A 17,806-nucleotide genomic window follows, 5' to 3' on the forward strand; every position below is an offset into this window, starting at 1 on the left:
GGACCTCGGTGACCCACGCCTCGGCGACGCCGATGCGCTCGCCGGGGTAGGAGTCGAGGAGCTTGCGCCACGAGCGGTGGATCTCGTGGACGGCGTCGTTGTCGAAGTACGGCACGACGTCGTTGCCGATGAGGCGGACCTGGTCGGCGTGGCCGATGTCGGGCAGCCCCTCGGGCTTGATCATGCCGTGCGCGACGTCGACGCGGAAGCCGTCGACGCCCAGGTCGAGCCAGAAGCGCAGGATCGACTCGAACTCCGCGCGCACCTCGGGGTTGTCCCAGTTGAGGTCGGGCTGCGAGGAGTCGAACAGGTGCAGGTACCACTGGCCGTCCTCGACCTGGGTCCAGGCGGACCCGCCGAAGATCGACTCCCAGTCGTTCGGCTCGTCGCGGAAGATGTAGCGGTCGCGGTTGACGCCGCGCAGCGCCTCCTGGAACCAGGCATGGGCGGAGGAGGTGTGGTTGGGCACCACGTCCACGATCACCCTGATGCCCATGCCGTGCGCCTCGTCGATGAGCGCCTTGGCGTCGGCGAGCGTGCCGAACAGCGGGTCGACGTCGCGGTAGTCGGCCACGTCGTAGCCGAAGTCGGCCATCGGCGAGGTGTAGAACGGGGTCAGCCAGATGGCGTCGACACCCAGGTCGGCGAGGTACCCCAGGTGGTCGCGCACGCCCTTCAGGTCGCCGACGCCGTCCGCGTCGCCGTCGGCGAAGCTGCGCACGTACACCTGGTAGATCACCGCGTCCCGCCACCAGCGGGTCGATGTCGAAGAGTGGGTCATGAGACGTCCCCCGGAACAAACTGACAGGCCCCGCCGTACGACAGGGCCCCCTCATATGAAAAGGCTTGCCGCAAGTTTACGCAAGGCTTTCCAAAGTGGGATTTTTCGCAATAACTGGAGGCGTGGGCTGGTTGCGGGCATACCGAAACGCGACCAGGGGTGGGACGGAAGTGGGTGGCCCGTCAGGGGACCTTGAATGAGGAACGCGACGGTTACAGATTTTTCATGTCAAGTCTGGACACCGGAGTGAACACGCGATGTACTACCTCAACATTCAGCCCCGTCACAGGTGACGTCTCATGCCCGCCAAGCAGCGATGACTCCCTCCGTCCCGGGAGTCTGATGCGTATCGACAAGCGTGGAGCAGACCCATGAGCACGGTCGTCCTTGACAAGGTAACCAAGGTCTACCCCGGGGGATACCTGGCGGTCGATCGGCTGAACCTGCGTGCCGCCGACGGGGAGTTCCTCGTTCTGCTCGGACCGTCGGGTTGCGGCAAGTCGACACTGCTCAGGATGATCGCCGGCCTCGAAGAGGTCACCGACGGCGACCTCTGGCTCGACGGCCGGCTCGCCAACCATCTGGCCCCGCGCGACCGCGACGTCGCCATGGTCTTCCAGAACGGCGCGCTCTACCCGCACCGCACCGTGCGCGGCAACATGTCCTTCCCCCTGGAGATCGCCAAGGCCGACCCCGCGCTGGTCAAGGAGCGCGTGACGGAGCTGTCCAAGGCCTTGCACATCGACGAGACCCTGGACCGCAGGCCGGGCACCCTGTCCGGCGGCCAGCGTCAGCGGGTGGCCATGGGCCGCGCCATCGTGCGCCAGCCGAAGATCTTCCTGATGGACGAGCCGCTGTCCAACCTCGACGCCGGCATGCGCACCGAGCTGCGCATGGAGATCTCCTCGCTGGTCCGCTCGCTCGGCGTCACCACCATCTACGTCACGCACGACCAGGTCGAGGCGCTCACGCTGGCCGACCGCATCGCCATCATGAACAGGGGCGTGCTGCAGGACGTCGGCACGCCCGGCCAGATCTACAACGACCCGGCGACCGCGTTCGTGGCCGCCTTCCTCAGCTCCCAGCAGCTCAACCTGCTGCCGGCGACCGTGCGAACCCCCCAGAACCAGTACGTGCTGCTGGACTTCGGCCCCCACCAGCTGGTGATGCCCTGGAGCGATCCCAGGGCGTACGCGGTCTCCCAGCACACCGGCGGCCAGATCATCGTGGGGCTGCGACCCGACGGGCTCGCTCCCGTCCAGGAGTCGTACGAGGGGCCGAGCTTCTACGGCAGGGTCAGGGCGCTGGAGTACCACGGGCACGAGTGGCTGGCGTACGTCGAGTGCGGGGTGCCCGCGGTGGCCGTCCCCGAGCCGCCCGACCCCAGGCGCAACGCCAACGGCCACGAGAACGTCGGCGGCGGGCTGCGCGCCATGGCCAGGCGGCTGTTCGGCGCGCCGGAGGAGGAACACGCCGAGCAGGAGCAGGTCGGTCACCTGCGCGACGGCAGCCACCGCAGGGCGGACCTGATCGTACGGCTCGGCGTCAGGCCCGCGTGGCGCACCGGCGACCCCGCCAAGATCGGTGTGGACGTCACCAGGCTCATGCTGTTCAAGCCGGACGGCGCCCGCATCGACCCGCCTCGCCGCTGAGGCCCCCGACCATCTGGGCGATCCTGTGGGGCCCGCGCGGGTGGCGGCCGCTGCCCTGAGACCCGCGCGGGCGGTTGGCGGTCAGTCGGCGACCGGCTCGAAGCGGGCGGCCATGCGGGAGACGACCTCGACGATGCGGGACGCGCGCTCGAGCTCGGCCCGGTGGAAGGGCGGGCCCTCGGAGCGGGCCACGACGACGTGCATCGCCGTGCTGGCCACGGGCAGGACCATCAGCCGGTGTTCGCCTGCCACGTGAGAGGCGGCCCTGAGCGGCAGCTCCTCCAGCCCGAAGGCGGGGGGCGCGGCGGGGCTGGCGTGCCGGACGACGCCGTCGGCCAGGGCGAGCGCCCAGTCGCCTCCGCACAGCGACGGCAGGGCGTCGACCATGGTGGCGAGCCCGCGCGCGGGTTCGGTCGCGACGTGCAGGAGGAGATCGTAGTCGGGCGCGGAGCCTGGCACCTCCCTGGTCGGCCAGACGCCCTCGACCCGCATGCCGGGGACGGCCGACAGTTTCTCACGCACGGAAGCGGGGGTGGCGGTGCCCGGCCACGACACGGTGAAGTCGTCGACCGCTCGGCCCGTCTCGCGTTCGAGCACGGTCACCTGGAGTATGTCGGCTCCGAGCGCGCCGAGCGCCCTTGCGACCTGACCCAGACCGCCTGGGCGATCCGGCAACGAAACCCTGAGTCTCAGCAACATCGCATCTCCCCCTTTCGAAGGCTCAACACAGTGCCGCAGGGAGATTTCGCGCGCGTTTCCGGGCTATGTCCAGAATGATGCCCAATCACCCTTTTGTCGACAGCCGGAAGGGCGCCCCCGAGTGCGTTGGAAAACCAAATGGTAGAGTGCATCCAGTTTTCCAACTAACTAGGAGGCGCGATGCGTGACGCCGTGATCGTGCAGGCCGTACGGACTCCCATCGGCAAGGGCAAGCCCACGGGCGCGCTGGCGCACGTCCACCCCGTCGAACTGCTGGCGCACACCCTGCGAGCGCTGGTCGAGCGCAGCGGCGTGGACCCCGCGCTCGTGGACGACGTGATCGGCGGGTGCGTCGACCAGGTCGGCGAGCAGGCGATGAACACCACCCGGTACGCGTGGCTGTCGGCGGGCTTCCCGGACGAGGTGCCTGCGGTGACCGTCGACAGGCAGTGCGGGTCCTCCCAGCAGGCGGTCCACTTCGCCGCCCAGGGCGTCGTGTCGGGCGCCTACGACCTGGTCGTCGCGTGCGGTGTGGAGTCGATGAGCAGGGTGCCCATGTGGTCGAACGTGCCGCAGGGCGCCGACCCCTTCGGCCCCGGCGTCGCGGCGCGCTTCCCCGAGGGCCTGGTCCCGCAGGGGATCAGCGCCGAGCTGATCGCGGCCAAGTGGGGCCTGACCCGTGAGGCGATGGACGCCTTCTCCATGGACTCGCACCGCAAGGCGGCCGCCGCCGACCTCTCCGCCGAGATCGCCCCGATCGACGGCTACGACAGGGACGAGTCCGTACGGCCCGGCACGACGATGGAGGTGCTCGCCGGCCTGAAGCCCGCGTTCGCCGACCCCGGCTACGCCGAGCGCTTCCCGCAGATCAACTGGTCGGTCACGGCGGGCAACGCCAGCCCGACCAACGACGGCGCGGCCGCCCTGCTGATCGCCAGCGGCGAGACCGCCGCGAGGCTCGGCCTGCGCCCGCTGGCCCGGCTGCACTCCTTCGCCGTGACGGGTTCCGACCCGCTGCTCATGCTCACGGGCGTCATCCCCGCCACGGAGAAGGTGCTCAGGAAGGCGGGTCTGAGCCTGTCCGACATCGATCTGTTCGAAGTCAACGAGGCCTTCGCCAGCGTGGTGCTGGCCTGGCTGCAGGAGACGGGCGCCGACCCCGCGAAGGTCAACGTCAACGGCGGCGCCATCGCGCTCGGCCACCCGCTCGGCGCCAGCGGCGCGCGCATCATGACCACCCTCGTCCACGCCATGCGGCAGCGGGGCTCCCGCTACGCGCTGCAGACCATGTGCGAGGCCGGCGGCCTCGCCAACGCCACCGTCCTGGAGCGGATCCAATGAAGATCGACGGCAGTGTCGCCCTGGTGACGGGCGCCAACCGCGGGCTCGGCGCGGCCTTCGCCCGCGCCCTCCTCGAGCGCGGCGCGAAGACCGTCTACGCGGGCGCCCGCGACCCCTCCACCGTGACCGACCCGCGGCTGGTGCCGGTACGCCTGGACGTCACCGACCCCGCCCAGGTCACCGCGGCTGCCGAGCTGTGCGGCGACACCGATCTGCTGGTCAACAACGCGGGCGTGCTCGGCCCGCCCGAGCGGGAGATGGCGACGAACTATCTGGGCGTGCTGGCGATGAGCCGCGCCTTCGCCCCCGTGCTGGCCCGCAACGGAGGCGGCGCGCTGGTCAACATGCTCTCGGTGCTGTCGTTCCTGACGTTCCCGCAGGTGGCCACCTACGCCGCCTCCAAGGCCGCCGCGTGGTCGCTGACGAACGCGCTGCGGATGGAGCTGCGAGAGCAGGGCACGCTCGTGGTGGGCGTCCACGCGGGCTACATCGACACCGACATGGCGGCACGCGTGGACGCGCCCAAGCTGGCCCCGGCCGAGGTGGTCGCCATGGCGCTGGACGGCGTCGAGGCGGGCCTGACCGAGGTGCTGGCCGACGAGCTGAGCAGGAACGCCAAGGCCGCCCTCTCGCAGCCGCCTTCCTGAGGCGGCTCAGTGCTGGTAGGCCCCGGCGTCGCGCGCGCCGCCGAGGGCCTTGCCCGCGAAGTCCTTGGTGATGGCGGAGCCGCCGAACCAGACGGGGCTCAGCACGGCGGCGCGCCCCACGGCGGGCGAGCCAGGGCGCAGGCGCAGGTCGGTCCTGGAGACGAAGCGCGGGTCGGCGATCACCGACTTGGGGCCGAGTGTGAAGCGCTTCTTCCTGCCCAGGTAGACGCTGCCCGCGTCGTCCGCGCCCTTCCCGTCCTCCCAGCCCATCTCGCCGCCGACCACGATCACGTTGTTGCGCAGCTTGAGGATGCCGGGCGCGCACCCGTCGTGGCACGACCAGCCGATCGTCTTGGCCGCGGGCAGGTACACCGAGTTGTGCACGGCCAGGGTCCCCTTCACGGGCCCGACCACGTGTCCCGACCCGCGCGTCACCAGGAACGAGCCCAGCTTGCGGCTGGAGGTGACCACGTTGAAGGCGAACACGTTGCCCGTCGCCGTGCTGCCCTTCCGCGCGCCGAGCTCGGTGAAGGTGACGTTGTCGCGGGAGAGGTTGTGCGTGATCCTGTTGCGGTCGCCGTTGAAGATCTCGATGGCCGCCCCGTCGACGCCGTAGTCCTTGCTGGCGGCGTAGCTGCCGGTGATCGTGTTGCCGGTGACGAGGTTGTCGTCGCCGTTGAGCAGGACGCCGAAGGCGCCCGAGTCGTTGTCGCCGCCGTCGTCGTTGACGCTCATCCGGTCGTTGCCGGTGAGCGTGCTGTTCCTGATGGTGTTGCGGCTGCCCTCAGGGGCGACGTGGACGCCCGCGATGTTGCGGTCGGCCGCCACGCCGTCGAGCTCGTTGCCGTCGCCGCTGATCTCGAAGCCCGCCCACTGGCAGTTGCTGGCCCTGATCCCTGCGACCTTCCAGTGGTTGCCGGTGATCACGACACAGGGCTGCTCCTGGCCGCTGAGCTTGGGGGCTGCGCCCGTGCCGTACGGCTGGAGCACGATCGGCCTGGCCGCGGTCCCCTTCGCGGCGAGGGTCAGCGTCTCGCTCCAGCCGCCGCCCCGCTTGAGGTTGACCGTGTCGCCGGGCTTGAGGGCGGCGGCGTTGACCATGGCCAGGCTCTTCCATGCCGTGGTCGCGCTGGTGCCCGCCGCCGCGTCGTCGCCTGCCTTGGAGTCGACGTAGTACGCCGTTCCCGCGACATTGCTCTCCAGGTGTCCGGCGGGCAACAACAACAGGGCCACGACCAGCGACTTCATCGGCGCACCACTTATCTAGTTGAAAGACGAACCGTCAGCTGCATACCGTAGCGTGATCAGCTCCGCACGGCGAGACGCCAAACCTTGAAGGATGGCCCTTCTCCCGGTAGGACAGGGGAGTCAAGGTCGTCGGCGTTGTAGACGCCGCGTGCCGTGCCGTCCAGCGGCAGGCTCACCGGGTCGCCCGGCGCCCTGCGCGCGCACACCAGCAGCGACTCGGTGGCGGTCTCCCTGAGGAACACCAGGCAGTCGGCGGAGGCGTGCACCCAGCGCAGCCCTCCCCTGCGCAGCGCGGGCTCGGCCCTGCGCAGGCCCAGCAGCTCGCGGTAGGCGGCGTGGATCTCCTCGTCGCGCTCGCCTGGCCTGTTCCACGGCATCGGGGTGCGGGAGTACTCGCCGTTGGCGCCGGTGAGTCCGAACTCGCTGCCCGCGAACACCATCGGCGTGCCGGGCAGCGTGGCCTGCAGGCCGAGGGCGACCAGGTGGCGCTCGGCCGAACCCGTGACGGTGCGGATGCGGGGCGAGTCGTGGGAGTCGAGCAGCTGCCACGAGTGGACGAGCGAGCGCCACGACATGTGCGCGGCGAACTCCCTGAAGGTGGCGACGGTCGCCACGCCGTCCCTGGTGGGCACGCCGCCAGGCACCCCGAGGAAGTGGGTGAGGTCGAGCGACTCGCCGCGCAGCCAGGCCCACACAGGACGGGTGAAGCCGCCGTAGTTCATCGTGCCGTGCCAGCCGTCGGCGTCCAGGTCGGCGGACGCGTCGTGGTTGTGCTCGGCGATGAAGGCCGCGCCGCGCGGCCTGAGCAGCCTGGCCACCTCGTGGTTGTGGTCGTCGGCTCCGCGCCTGCCCGTCATGTTCGCCACGTCGACGCGCCAGCCGTCCAGCGGGCCCAGCCACTTCGTCATGACGGCGGCCATCCTGTCGCGGACCAGGTCGCTGCCCCAGTTGAGCTTGGGCAGCGTCTTCACGCCCCACCACGACTCGTATTCGCCTGTGTCGCCGTCGAAGTAGTACATCTCCCGCTCGGGCGCGCCGACATCGGAGACGGCGGCGGCGAACCACTCGTGCGAGTCGCCCGTGTGGTTGGTCGTGATGTCGCCGAGCAGCCGCATGCCGCGCTCGTGCAGCGCCGCCGAGAGCCGCTCCAGCGCCTCGTCGCCGCCGAGCAGCGGGTCGACGGCGTCGAAGCGCGCCGCGTCGTACCGGTGGTTGGAGCGGCCGGGGAAGATGGGCGTGAGGTAGACGGTGTCGGCGCCGAGCGCCTGGATGTGGTCCAGGTGCTCGACGATGCCGTCGAGGTCGCCGCCGTAGAACTGCTCGGGCGTGCCCGGCCCCTGCCCGATGACCTCGTCGGTGTCCCACTCGGCCGGCAACGCCCACGCGGGCGGCTCGGCGTGCCCGCGCGAGCGGGCGAACCGGTCGGGGAAGATCTGGTAGACGATCGCGTCGGCCATCCAGGCGGGCGGCACCTCGTGGGCGACGAGCCTGAAGTCGGTCGCGTCGGTCACGTCGTGACCGACCATCCCGCGCGCGGTCAGCCACCGCTGCCCGCCGGGAGACAGCAGCAGGAAACGGTACGGCACGACGGGGTTGACCGCCGTGATCGTCGCCTTCCACCAGGTGTCGGCGCCGCCGTACCCGCCGAGGTCGCGACGGGACGGATCGGGCTCGGCCGCGCTGTAGCGCGGCTCGCCGTCCTGGACGGTGCGGACGTGCACGGCTTCCAGGGCGAAGCCCGGGGGGACGCGCAGCCATACCGTCACCTCCTCCCCCAGCGCGGGGGCGAGCGTGGAGACGTAGAGGGACGAGCCGTCGTGATGCGGCTGGTCGAGGAGATGCACGGAGCGTCCTTAGCCCTTGACCGCGCCCGCGGTCAGCCCTGAAACGATGAACTTCTGCAGCCAGAGGAACACGCTGACGGTCGGTACGGCGGTGAGCAGGGTGGCCGCGGCGAACATGCCGAAGTTGGCGTTGCGCCCGTCACCCGCGATCATGCCGTACATGCCCACGGCCAGCGTCTTGCTCTCGGGGTCGCGCAGGAAGATGTTGGCCATCAGGAACTCGCTCATCGTGCCGATGAAGGCCAGCAGCGCGGTGACGGCGAGGATGGGCGTGACCAGCGGAAGGATGATCTTCCAGAAGACCTGCGCGTGGGTGGCGCCGTCGACCGTGGCCGACTCGTCGAGCTCCTTGGGGATGGTGTCGAGGAAGCCCTTCATCAGCCAGGTGTTCACGCCGAGCGCGCCGCCCAGGTAGAGCAGCAGGATGCCCCACGTGGTGTTGAAGCCGAACGCCGGGTAGAGCTCGGTGACCCTGGTGAAGATCATGAAGATGGTCACGATGGCCAGGAACTGCGGGAACATCTGGATCAGCAGCAGAGCGAGCAGGCCGACCCTGCGACCGGCGAAGCGCATGCGGCTGAAGGCGTAGGCGGCGAACATCGACAGCAGCAGGCTCGCCGAGGAGGCCGCGAGCGCGATGAACACCGAGTTGAGGAACCAGCGGCCGAAGGGGTAGATGTCCGAGCCGAACAGCTTGACGAAGTTGTCGAGGCCCGCGCCGTTGGGCAGCAGGTCGGAGGAGGCGAGCGTGCCCAGCGGGTTGATCGCAGCCGAGACCACGAACAGGATCGGGAACAGCGCGAACGCGCACACCAGCAGCACGTATGCATGCCGCAGGGCCAGCTTCACCACGCCTCCTTGGTCGGCCTGGTGAAACGCGAAACGCTGTGTTCCCCGACCTCACGACGTTCGGTCATGCGTACACATCCTCCTGCTTGCGGGTCCGCCTGAACGTGATCGCCGAGATAGTGGCCACGATCGCGAAGATGAACACCGACATGGTCGCCGCCAGGCCGAACTGCGCCGAACCCGTGCCGAACGCGAGCCTGACCGTGTAGCTGATCAGCAGGTCGGTGCCGCCCACCGTGGGGCTCTCGGCGGGGAAGGGCCCGCCGTCGGTGGTGAGCGCGATCGCGTTGTAGTTGTTGAAGTTGAAGGCGAACGAGGAGATCAGCAGCGGGCTCAGCGCCACCAGCAGCAGCGGCAGCGTCACCTTGCGGAAGGCGTAGGACGGCGGCGCCCCGTCGATGGAGGCGGCCTCGGTCAGCTCGCGCGGGATCGCCTGCAACGCGCCCGTGGTGACCAGGAACATGTACGGGAAGCCCAGCCACAGGTTGACCAGGATGACGGCGGCCTTGGCCGACACCATGCCGCCCATCCAGTCGACGTCGAGCCCGAACAGGTTGTTGATCAGGCCGAAGTCGCGGTTGAACATGTCCCGCCAGACCAGCAGCATCGCGAAGGCGGGCATGGCGTACGGCAGGATCAGCGCGATCCGGTAGATCCTGGTGCCGCGCATCCTGGGATGGTGCAGCGCCAGCGCCACGGACATGCCGAGCGCGAACGTGGCCAGCACCGACAGCAGCGCGAAGGCCACGTTCCAGGTGAACATGCCGAGGAAGTGCGCCGACAGCGTCGGGTCGGTGACGACGCGGGCGAAGTTGGCGAAGCCGACGTTGACCTGCCAGCCCTGCGCGAGGTGCTCGCCCTTGGCGTTGACGAAGTAGCCCTGCGACTCGTCGGCCTTCCAGGTGTCGCCGTTGCCCTTCACGCAGTCGCAGGCCGCGTCGTAGGCCAGCGCCGCCCTGCCCTCGACCGCGCGGCTCAGGCCGTTGGCCTTGATCAGCCCGCCGTCGGTGGGCACGGCCAGTTCGGCGATCTGCTTGGCGCGGGCGGCTGCCTCCTGCGTCTTGAGCACCGTGTAGCCGGGCGCCTCGAGGACCTTGCCCGTCACTCCCAGCCTGGCGCCCTGGACGGGGGTGAGCCCGCCGGCCGTGCCCGCCTGCACCTGCTTGGTCTTGGGGTCGACCAGCAGGAAGACGAGCGCGTCGTCCTTGAGCGCGGCGCTCAGGCCGTACTCGGGCGAGCCCGGCGCCTGCCGTACCGAGCCCGTCTCGATCGCGGTGATCGCGGCCGCCTTGTCGCCGCGGTGGCCGTCGCCGAAGTTGGTGAAGGCGGTGCTCACCGTGTAGAGCACGGGGAAGACCTGGAAGGCGATCAGGAAGACGGTGCCGGGGACGAGGTACTTCGCCGGCACGAAGCGGCGGGTCAGATAGAGGTAGCCGATGACCGCGCTGGCCAGGCCGAGCAGGGTCAGCGAGACCCACGACTCGGCCGCGACCAGCGGCGGCACGGCGTAGAGCAGGATCGCGGCGGCCACGCCCAGCACGGCGATCCTGCTCACCACGAAGGCGGTGGTCAACTCGCGACGGGGCCGCGGAGAGGACCTGATCTCCGCGGCCTGACGCACGTCCAGGGACATCGGCTAGTTCTTCAGCGAGCCGTCGATGGTCTTCTGCGCCGACTCCGCGGCCTTGACCGGGTCGCTGCCCTTGACGACGGCGGCCTCGGCGATGCCGAACGGCTCCCAGATGGCCGACATCTCGGGGATGGCGGGCATGGGGATGCCGCCGCTGCCCGCCTCGAGGAACTTGCCGGCGTCGGGGTCGGCGGCCTTGACGGACTCGAGGGCGGCGGTCAGGGCCGGCGGACGCGGGTCGGCGTCGTAGAGGGCCTTGGCGACGTCGGCGTTGGTCACGTAGTTGGTGACGAACTCCTGGGCGAGGGTCTTGCTGGCGCCCTTGGAGGCGACGAAGAAGGACTGCACGCCCACGAACGGCGTGGCGGGCTTGCCGTCCTTGAAGCCGGGGACGGCGCTGATGTCATAGGCGACGCCGCTCTTCTTGACGTCGGCCATGGCCCACGGGCCGGAGACGAGGAAGGCGCACTTGCCGCCCGCGAACGACGGGATGGTGTTCTCGTTGGTGAGCGAGGTCTTCAGCGCCGCGTCGCCCTTCTCGCCGAGCTTGGCGAGCTTCTCGAAGGCTGCCTGCGACTCCTTGGAGCCGACCAGCACCTGCTTGGGGTCGGGGTCGCCGCCGGAGGTGGTGCCGAAGATGGCGCCGCCCGCGGAGGAGAAGAGCGGGTAGACGTGGTAGGCGTCGCCCTTGGCGGTGACGGGCAGGCAGAGCACCTCGTCGACCTTGCCGGCCTTCTTCAGCTCCTTGCCCTTGGCGATCACATCGTCGAAGGTGGCGGGGGCGTCGGGCGCGAGCTTGGTGTTGCGGATCAGCGCGACGTTCTCCACGGCGTACGGCGCGCCGTACACCTGGCCGTTGAAGGTGACCGCCTTGAGCGCGATCGGCGAGAAGCTCGCCTTCTGCTCCTCGGTCAGGTTGACGGGGTCGATGGCGCCGTTCTGCACCAGGTTGCCGATCCAGTCGTGCGCGCCGATCATCACGTCGGGGCCGCTGCCCTGCTGGGAGGCGGTGAGGAAGGTCTGCTGGTTGTCCTTGCTGATCTCCTTCACCTCCACCGTGACACCGTTCTCGGTGCCGAACTGCTCGGCGAAGGGCTTGAGCGCCTTGGTGCGGTTGGGGTCGGCCCAGATCACGAGCTTGCCGCTGCCCTTGTCGGCGGTCGCCGAGGCCGTGGCAGAGGCCGAGGTCGCCGAGCTCGGCGCCGCGGACGGCGCAGGCTCTGAGCCGCCGCACGCCGTGGCGCCGAACGCCACGGTCGTCAGCGCGGCCACACCCAGTGCTCGGATGCGCATGGGACCCTCCTGAGGTCAAGCGGCACGTGTGGGGGAGCGCCGCTGAAAGATCCTGAAACAGCCGCCTTTGCGGCTTATGTTTCGGGGACGTTAGCGACTCTTTGCAAGAATTGGAAGAACTTGCGTACGAGAGTTACCTCACCGCTACCTGCCCTGAAGCGCCATATGGGGGACGTGCGAGACGATCCACGATGTTGCAACTTTCCGAAACTTGCGCTTGACCATCTTCACGGGGGATCCTTCTTCCGACATCGTGGACATCGGGGAAGGACGGCTCCATGCTCGGCAACGACGACTGGTGGCGCGACGCTGTCGTGTACCAGGTGTACCCCCGCAGCTTCGCCGACGGCAACGGGGATGGGACCGGCGATCTGATCGGGCTTCGCGAGCGCCTGGGATACCTGTCGGAGTTGGGCGTGGACGCCATCTGGCTGAGCCCCTTCTACACCTCGCCGCTCAACGACGGCGGCTACGACGTGGCCGACTACCGTGACGTCGACCCGCGCTTCGGCACGCTCGCCGACTTCGACGCGATGATCGCCGACGCCCACGCGCTCGGCATCAGGGTGATCGTGGACATCGTGCCCAACCACACCTCCTCCGAGCACCCGTGGTTCAAGGCAGGGCTGCGCGACCGCTACATCTTCCGCGACGAGCCGAACGACTGGGAGTCGATCTTCGGCGGGTCCGCCTGGACCCAGGTCGAGGACGGCCAGTGGTACCTGCACCTGTTCGACCCCACGCAGCCCGACCTCAACTGGGAGCATCCCGCGGTCCGCGAGGAGTTCCGCGAGGTGCTGCGCTTCTGGTTGGACAGGGGCGTCGACGGGTTCAGGATCGACGTGGCCCACGGCATGGTCAAGGCGGAGGGGCTGCCGTCGGTGGGGCCCAAGGAGGGACGCCAGGCCGAGATGCTGGGCGACGAGAGCGTGCCGTACTTCGACCAGGACGGCGTGCACGAGATCTACCGTGAGTGGCGGCCCATCCTGGACTCCTACCCCGGCGGGCGGATGGCGGTCGCCGAGGCATGGGTGTCCTCCCCCGCCAGGCTGGCCCGCTACATCGGCCCCGAGGAGTTGCACCAGGCGTTCAACTTCGAGTTCATGATGGCCGCCTACGGCGCCAAGTCCTTCCGCGACGTCATCGACAAGGCGCTGGCGGAGGCGGAGCTGGTAGGCGCACCGACGACCTGGGTGCTGTCCAACCACGACAAGCCTCGCCACGTGACCAGGCACGGCAGCCTGGCCCGTGCCCGCGCCGCCACCCAGCTCATGCTGTCGCTGCCGGGCTCGGCCTACCTCTACAACGGCGAGGAGCTCGGCCTGCCCGAGGTGCTCGACCTGCCCGACGAGCTCAGGGAGGACCCGGCTTTCCTGCGCAGCGGCGAGAGCCGCGACGGCTGCAGGGTGCCGCTGCCGTGGACCGCCTCCGACGGCTACGGCTGGCGGCGGCCGTGGCTGCCGATCCCCTCCACCTGGGGGCCGCTGAGCCGCGAGGCGCAGGAGCGCGACCCCGGCTCGACGCTCGCCTTCTACCGGGCCGCGCTGCGGCTGCGCAAGGAGCACCCCGCGCTCGGCGGCGGCGAGCTGACCTGGCTCGACTCGCCGAAGGACGTGCTGGCCTTCCGGCGCGAGCCCGGCCTGCTCGTGCTGGTCAACTTCGGCGAGTCCACCATCCCCTGCGAGGGCCGGGTGCTGCTGTCGAGCGGCCCGCTGGCCCCGGACGGCTCGCTGCCCTCGGACACCGCGGTCTGGGTGGCCACGCAGGACGGCCCGCTCGGCTGAGCCAGGGCGGGCGGCAGGAGCGCGAGGGGGAACGCGGCGTGGAGACGCATGACGTCGTCGTGATCGGGGCCGGCGCGATGGGCTCGGCGGCGAGCCGCGCCCTCGCCGCGGCCGGCCGCCAGGTGGTGACGCTGGAGAAGTACGGGCTCGGCCACGACCGCGGCGGCTCGCACGGCGGGACGAGGCTGTTCAGGCTCGCCGTCGACGACGAGGACTACGCGCTCAGGGCGGCTCTGGCGGGCCGGCTGTGGGCCGAGCTCGAAGGCGAGTCCGGTGAGCGGCTGCTCGAACCCACCGGCGGCGTCGACCACGGCGTCGGCGAGAGGACCGCCGAGGAGTTCCGCTCCCTGTTCGCCCGTCACGGCATCCCGCACGAGGTGCTGGAGCCGGGCCAGGCCGCCGAGCGGTGGCCCGGCATGCGCTTCGAGACCCCGGTGCTGTACCAGCCGGGCTCTGGGCGGCTGCTCGCCGACCGCGCCGTCGCGGTGATCCAGCGGCTGGCCCGCGAGCACGGCGCCGAGTTCCGCCCCCACTGCCCGGTGACCTCGCTGCGCGTCGTCAGGCACGGCGACGGCGTCGCCGACGGGCTGGTGGAGATGGACACGCCGGGCGGCGCCGTACGCGCGCGCCAGGTCGTCGTCACGGCGGGTCCGTGGGCGCCCGGGCTGCTCGACGGGTACGTCGACCTGCCTGACATCGTGGTGACCCAGGAGCAGCCGAGGATCTTCGCGCCATGCGAAGGCGCCGATCCATGGCCGAGCTTCGTGCACTGGCGGCAGGGCACCGACCCGCTCTCGGCGGCCGGGGCGTACGGGCTGTTCGAGCAGGGCTCGGGCGTCAAGGTCGGGCTCCACGGGACCGGCCCTGTCGTCGACCCCGACACCCGCGACTTCGCGCCGGAGGCGCGGGCCGACGCGGCGCTGCTCGACTACGTCAGGGACTGGTTCCCAGGGCTGGACGCCGATGACTCGACGCCGATCAGCTGCCTGTACGACAACACGGCGCGCGACACGTTCGTGATCGACCGGCGGGGGCCGGTCAGCGTCGCCACGGGCTTCTGCGGGCAGGGCTTCAAGTTCGTCCCGCTCGTCGCGCGCCACCTCACCGACCTCGTCACGGGCGAGGGCCGGGCGCCGGACTCCTACCGGCTGGCGGCCCACGGGCGCTGAACCACGGTACGGCGCAGCCAGCGGAAGATGACCTAATCTTTCCCTCTCTTGGGCTTTTGGGACAACAGTCGCTCGTTAGCCTCGTGGCGTGTCGCGCATGTGGGCGAGCTCCCTCCGCGGACGGGTCACGCTCATCGCTGTGGCCGTCGCGGCCTTCGTGCTGGTCCCGACCGGGTTCGCGGGGGCCATCGTGACGCGGTCCGCCGTCACCGCGGGCGCGTGGAAGGACACCAGGGACGCCGCCGCCGCCGTCACCGCCTCGCTGCGCGAGGGACATCTGGTCACCGGCACGATCCCCGTCACGGTCGACCAGGTCGATCTGCTCCAGGTCGTCACCAGAGGAGGCAGGGTGGTGGCCAACAGCGGCGCCGCGGCCCGCCTGCCCCCGCTCGCCAACGTCATGCCCGCGCCCGGCAGGCGCATCGTCAACCTGACCACCTGCGGCGCGGCGGGCTGCGTCCACCTGACCGCGATCAGGCTGTCGACCTCCCCCGACTCGATGGTGGTCTACGCGGCCCGGCCGACACCCAGCCTCCTGGCCACCCGCACCCTCGAGCTGGCCATCGGCGCCCAGGTGATCCTGGTCATCGGGCTCGTGGGCTGGGTGACCTGGATGGTCACAGGCCGCACGCTGCAGCCGGTGAGCACGATGCGCACCGAGCTGGACGCGGTCAACGCCACCGACCTCAGCAGGCGGGTGACGGTGCCGCCGGGGGTGCACGAGGTGTCGCAGCTGGCCAAGTCGATCAACGGTACGCTCGACCGGCTCGAACGCTCGGCCGAGCAGCAGCGGCAGTTCGCCTCCGACGCCTCGCACGAGCTGCGCACCCCGATCGCCGGGCTGCGGGCGCAGCTGGAGAGCGCCCAGCTCTACCCCGAGGACACCGACCTGGAGGCGCTGGTGGACAGCGCCCTGCACGACACCGACAGGCTCGAGGCGATCATGACGGACCTGCTGCTCCTGGCCAGGATCGGCTCGCGGGTGGACGTGGCCAGGGAGCGGATCGACCTGCCGGGCCTGGTGCGCGAGGAACTGGCGGGCCGCGTGGACAAGGTCCCCGTCAGGCTCGACATGACCGAGGGCATCGTGGTCGACGGCGTCCTGATGCAGCTGCGCCGGGCGCTGACCAACCTGCTGGACAACGCTCAGCGACACGCCGAGAGCTTCGTGTCGGTGTCGGTGACCGCGCATGACGGCTTCGCCGTGCTCGCCGTACAGGACGACGGGGCGGGGATCTCGCCCGACGAGCGGGAGCGGGTCTTCGAACGCTTCACCAGGCTGGATGCCGCCCGCAGCAGGGACGCGGGCGGCACAGGACTCGGCCTGGCGATCGTGCGTGACGTGGCGGTGGCGCACCGCGGGGACATCAGGGTGGCCGACAGTCCCCGCGGGGCGCGCTTCGTGCTGAGGCTGCCTCTGGCATGAAGGGCGCCCACGCCGCAGGAAGGGACCGGTCAGACCGCCGTCATCTCGCGTTCGGCGGGCGGCTGCTGCTGCTCCTCCGCCTCGTCCAGGAGCGTCGCCTCGTCGAAGGGCGCCTCGCCGGCGAGGACCTCGACGGCGCGCTGCCTGTCGAACTCTCCGGTCCAGGTGCCGATCAGCACCGTGGCGACCGCGTTGCCCGCGAAGTTGGTCAGCGCCCTGGCCTCGGACATGAAGCGGTCGATGCCGACGATGAGGCCGACGCCGTCCACCAGGTCGGGCCGGTGGGACTGCAGGCCGCCCGCCAGCGTGGCCAGGCCCGCGCCCGTCACCCCCGCCGCGCCCTTGGACGCGATGATCATGAACAGGAGCAGCGAGATCTGCTCGCCGAGCGTCAGCGGCGAGCCGGTGGCCGAGGCGACGAAGAGCGTCGCCATGGTCAGGTAGATCGCGGTGCCGTCCAGGTTGAAGGAGTAGCCGGTGGGCACCGTGATGCCGACCACCGGGCGCGAGACGCCGAGGTGCTCCATCTTGGCGATCAGCCTGGGCAGCGCGGACTCCGAGGACGACGTCGACAGGATCAGCAGGAACTCCCTGCCCAGGTAGCGCAGCAGCGACCAGAGGTTGATCCTGGCGACCACCCACAGCAGCGGGCCGAGCACGAGGCCGACGAACAGCAGGCAGGTGGCGTAGAAGCCGACCATGATGACCGCGAGCGACTCCAGGGCCTTGATGCCGGTGGAGCCGACGACCGCGGCGATCGCGCCGAAGGCGCCCACCGGCGCGGCCCACATGATCATGGCCAGGACGCGGAAGACGAGCCGCTGGATGTGCTCGATGCCCTTGAGTATCGGGGCCCCCTTGGTCCCCATGGCCTGCAGGGCGAAGCCGACCAGGAGGGCGACGAGCAGCGTCTGGAGCACCTGACCCTCGGTGAAGGCCGAGACCAGGGTGGTGGGGATGACGCCGAGCAGGAAGTCGACGGTGCTCGACTCGCCGCCCTTGGCCGCCTCCGCCTCCGCGGCCTGCTTGGCGGCGTCGGTCAGCTGCAGCCCAGCGCCCGGGTCGAGGAGGTTGCCGACGGCCAGGCCGATGCCGAGCGCGACCGTCGACATGAGCAGGAAGTAGCCGAGCGCGAGGCCGCCCACCCTGCCGACCTTGGCCGCCTTGCTGACCGAGCCGACGCCGAGCACGATCGTGCAGAAGATGATGGGGCTGATCATCATCTTGATCAGCGCGACGAAGGCGGTGCCGAGGGGCTTGAGTTCCTTGCCGACCTCGGGCGTGACGAAGCCGACGACGACTCCGGCGACGACGGCGAGGATCACCGCCAGGTACAGGTACCGTGTGCGGTCACGCATGGGGCGACTCCTTGAACGCTTGGCTGCTGTTCGTGCGAATATGCGCTCCGGGAGTGATGTAGGTCACTATTGCGTAAGTTTCGTT

14 protein-coding genes are annotated in these 17,806 nt (G+C 70.2%); 6 read left to right on the forward strand and 8 right to left on the reverse strand.

The features are described 5' to 3' along the window. On the reverse strand, window positions 1-781 hold a 781-nt coding region (locus tag AC3EO4_RS50925; protein ID WP_431903286.1), incomplete at its 3' end, for an alpha-amylase family glycosyl hydrolase. A 371-nt stretch (window positions 782-1,152) separates the two neighbouring features. On the opposite strand from AC3EO4_RS50925, the gene AC3EO4_RS50930 reads away from it, so the two are divergent. Next, entirely contained in the window at window positions 1,153-2,433 is a 1,281-nt protein-coding gene (locus AC3EO4_RS50930) for an ABC transporter ATP-binding protein (protein ID WP_431903288.1), read from the forward strand. An 81-nt stretch (window positions 2,434-2,514) separates the two neighbouring features. Here AC3EO4_RS50930 and AC3EO4_RS50935 read toward each other — a convergent pair whose 3' ends face one another. Continuing rightward, window positions 2,515-3,132: an ACT domain-containing protein gene (locus tag AC3EO4_RS50935; protein WP_379574483.1), complete on the reverse strand. Its 618-nt coding sequence runs from the start codon at window positions 3,130-3,132 to the stop codon at window positions 2,515-2,517. A gap of 180 nt (window positions 3,133-3,312) precedes the next feature. Here AC3EO4_RS50935 and AC3EO4_RS50940 point away from each other — a divergent pair, with 180 nt between their 5' ends. Both AC3EO4_RS50940 and AC3EO4_RS50945 read left to right on the forward strand, forming a co-directional pair. Beyond that, window positions 3,313-4,473 carry a thiolase family protein gene (locus AC3EO4_RS50940; RefSeq protein WP_431903291.1) on the forward strand — a complete coding sequence of 387 codons (1,161 nt, stop codon included), beginning with the start codon at window positions 3,313-3,315 and terminating at the stop codon, window positions 4,471-4,473. Next, a complete protein-coding gene (locus AC3EO4_RS50945; RefSeq protein WP_431903293.1) occupies window positions 4,470-5,120 on the forward strand; it encodes an SDR family oxidoreductase in 651 nt (216 codons plus the stop codon). Before AC3EO4_RS50940 ends, AC3EO4_RS50945 begins: the two co-directional genes overlap by 4 nt. A 6-nt stretch (window positions 5,121-5,126) precedes the next feature. Here AC3EO4_RS50945 and AC3EO4_RS50950 read toward each other — a convergent pair whose 3' ends face one another. The 5 genes from AC3EO4_RS50950 to AC3EO4_RS50970 all read right to left on the reverse strand — a co-directional run bounded on the left by AC3EO4_RS50950 (window position 5,127) and on the right by AC3EO4_RS50970 (window position 11,984). Further along, a complete protein-coding gene (locus AC3EO4_RS50950; RefSeq protein WP_431903294.1) occupies window positions 5,127-6,368 on the reverse strand; it encodes a right-handed parallel beta-helix repeat-containing protein in 1,242 nt (413 codons plus the stop codon). 56 nt (window positions 6,369-6,424) lie between these two features. Continuing rightward, window positions 6,425-8,212 (reverse strand): glycoside hydrolase family 13 protein, encoded by a 1,788-nt coding sequence (locus AC3EO4_RS50955; RefSeq protein WP_431903296.1) that lies wholly within the window; start codon window positions 8,210-8,212, stop codon window positions 6,425-6,427. A gap of 9 nt (window positions 8,213-8,221) precedes the next feature. Further along, entirely contained in the window at window positions 8,222-9,061 is an 840-nt protein-coding gene (locus AC3EO4_RS50960; protein ID WP_379574478.1) for a sugar ABC transporter permease, read from the reverse strand. Between the two features lie 64 nt (window positions 9,062-9,125). Next, on the reverse strand, window positions 9,126-10,694 hold the full coding sequence (locus AC3EO4_RS50965; RefSeq protein WP_431903298.1) for an ABC transporter permease subunit: 1,569 nt from the start codon (window positions 10,692-10,694) through the stop codon (window positions 9,126-9,128). A 3-nt stretch (window positions 10,695-10,697) separates the two neighbouring features. Beyond that, window positions 10,698-11,984: a sugar ABC transporter substrate-binding protein gene (locus AC3EO4_RS50970; RefSeq protein ID WP_431903300.1), complete on the reverse strand. Its 1,287-nt coding sequence runs from the start codon at window positions 11,982-11,984 to the stop codon at window positions 10,698-10,700. 278 nt (window positions 11,985-12,262) lie between these two features. On the opposite strand from AC3EO4_RS50970, the gene AC3EO4_RS50975 reads away from it, so the two are divergent. The 3 genes from AC3EO4_RS50975 (at window position 12,263) to AC3EO4_RS50985 (ending at window position 16,363) form a co-directional block, all read left to right on the forward strand. Then, window positions 12,263-13,768, forward strand: coding sequence for a glycoside hydrolase family 13 protein (locus AC3EO4_RS50975; protein ID WP_431903302.1), 1,506 nt, complete (start codon window positions 12,263-12,265; stop codon window positions 13,766-13,768). Between the two features lie 38 nt (window positions 13,769-13,806). Beyond that, a complete protein-coding gene (locus tag AC3EO4_RS50980) occupies window positions 13,807-14,937 on the forward strand; it encodes an FAD-dependent oxidoreductase (protein WP_431903304.1) in 1,131 nt (376 codons plus the stop codon). A 97-nt stretch (window positions 14,938-15,034) separates the two neighbouring features. Next, on the forward strand, window positions 15,035-16,363 hold the full coding sequence (locus tag AC3EO4_RS50985) for a sensor histidine kinase (protein WP_379574580.1): 1,329 nt from the start codon (window positions 15,035-15,037) through the stop codon (window positions 16,361-16,363). A gap of 29 nt (window positions 16,364-16,392) precedes the next feature. Here AC3EO4_RS50985 and AC3EO4_RS50990 read toward each other — a convergent pair whose 3' ends face one another. Continuing rightward, on the reverse strand, window positions 16,393-17,721 hold the full coding sequence (locus AC3EO4_RS50990) for a cation:dicarboxylate symporter family transporter (RefSeq protein WP_379574473.1): 1,329 nt from the start codon (window positions 17,719-17,721) through the stop codon (window positions 16,393-16,395). Window positions 17,722-17,806: the final 85 nt, after the last annotated feature.

The organism is Nonomuraea sp. bgisy101, assembly GCF_057708945.1.

What these genes read in the sequence shown, in the direction of transcription:
- AC3EO4_RS50930 (WP_431903288.1), top strand. Translation starts at nt 1,153, where the DNA reads ATGAGCACGGTCGTCCTTGACAAGGTAACCAAGGTCTACCCCGGGGGA.
- AC3EO4_RS50935 (WP_379574483.1), bottom strand. Translation starts at nt 3,132, where the DNA reads ATGTTGCTGAGACTCAGGGTTTCGTTGCCGGATCGCCCAGGCGGTCTG.
- AC3EO4_RS50940 (WP_431903291.1), top strand. Translation starts at nt 3,313, where the DNA reads ATGCGTGACGCCGTGATCGTGCAGGCCGTACGGACTCCCATCGGCAAG.
- AC3EO4_RS50945 (WP_431903293.1), top strand. Translation starts at nt 4,470, where the DNA reads ATGAAGATCGACGGCAGTGTCGCCCTGGTGACGGGCGCCAACCGCGGG.
- AC3EO4_RS50950 (WP_431903294.1), bottom strand. Translation starts at nt 6,368, where the DNA reads ATGAAGTCGCTGGTCGTGGCCCTGTTGTTGTTGCCCGCCGGACACCTG.
- AC3EO4_RS50965 (WP_431903298.1), bottom strand. Translation starts at nt 10,694, where the DNA reads ATGTCCCTGGACGTGCGTCAGGCCGCGGAGATCAGGTCCTCTCCGCGG.
- AC3EO4_RS50970 (WP_431903300.1), bottom strand. Translation starts at nt 11,984, where the DNA reads ATGCGCATCCGAGCACTGGGTGTGGCCGCGCTGACGACCGTGGCGTTC.
- AC3EO4_RS50975 (WP_431903302.1), top strand. Translation starts at nt 12,263, where the DNA reads ATGCTCGGCAACGACGACTGGTGGCGCGACGCTGTCGTGTACCAGGTG.
- AC3EO4_RS50985 (WP_379574580.1), top strand. Translation starts at nt 15,035, where the DNA reads ATGTGGGCGAGCTCCCTCCGCGGACGGGTCACGCTCATCGCTGTGGCC.
- AC3EO4_RS50990 (WP_379574473.1), bottom strand. Translation starts at nt 17,721, where the DNA reads ATGCGTGACCGCACACGGTACCTGTACCTGGCGGTGATCCTCGCCGTC.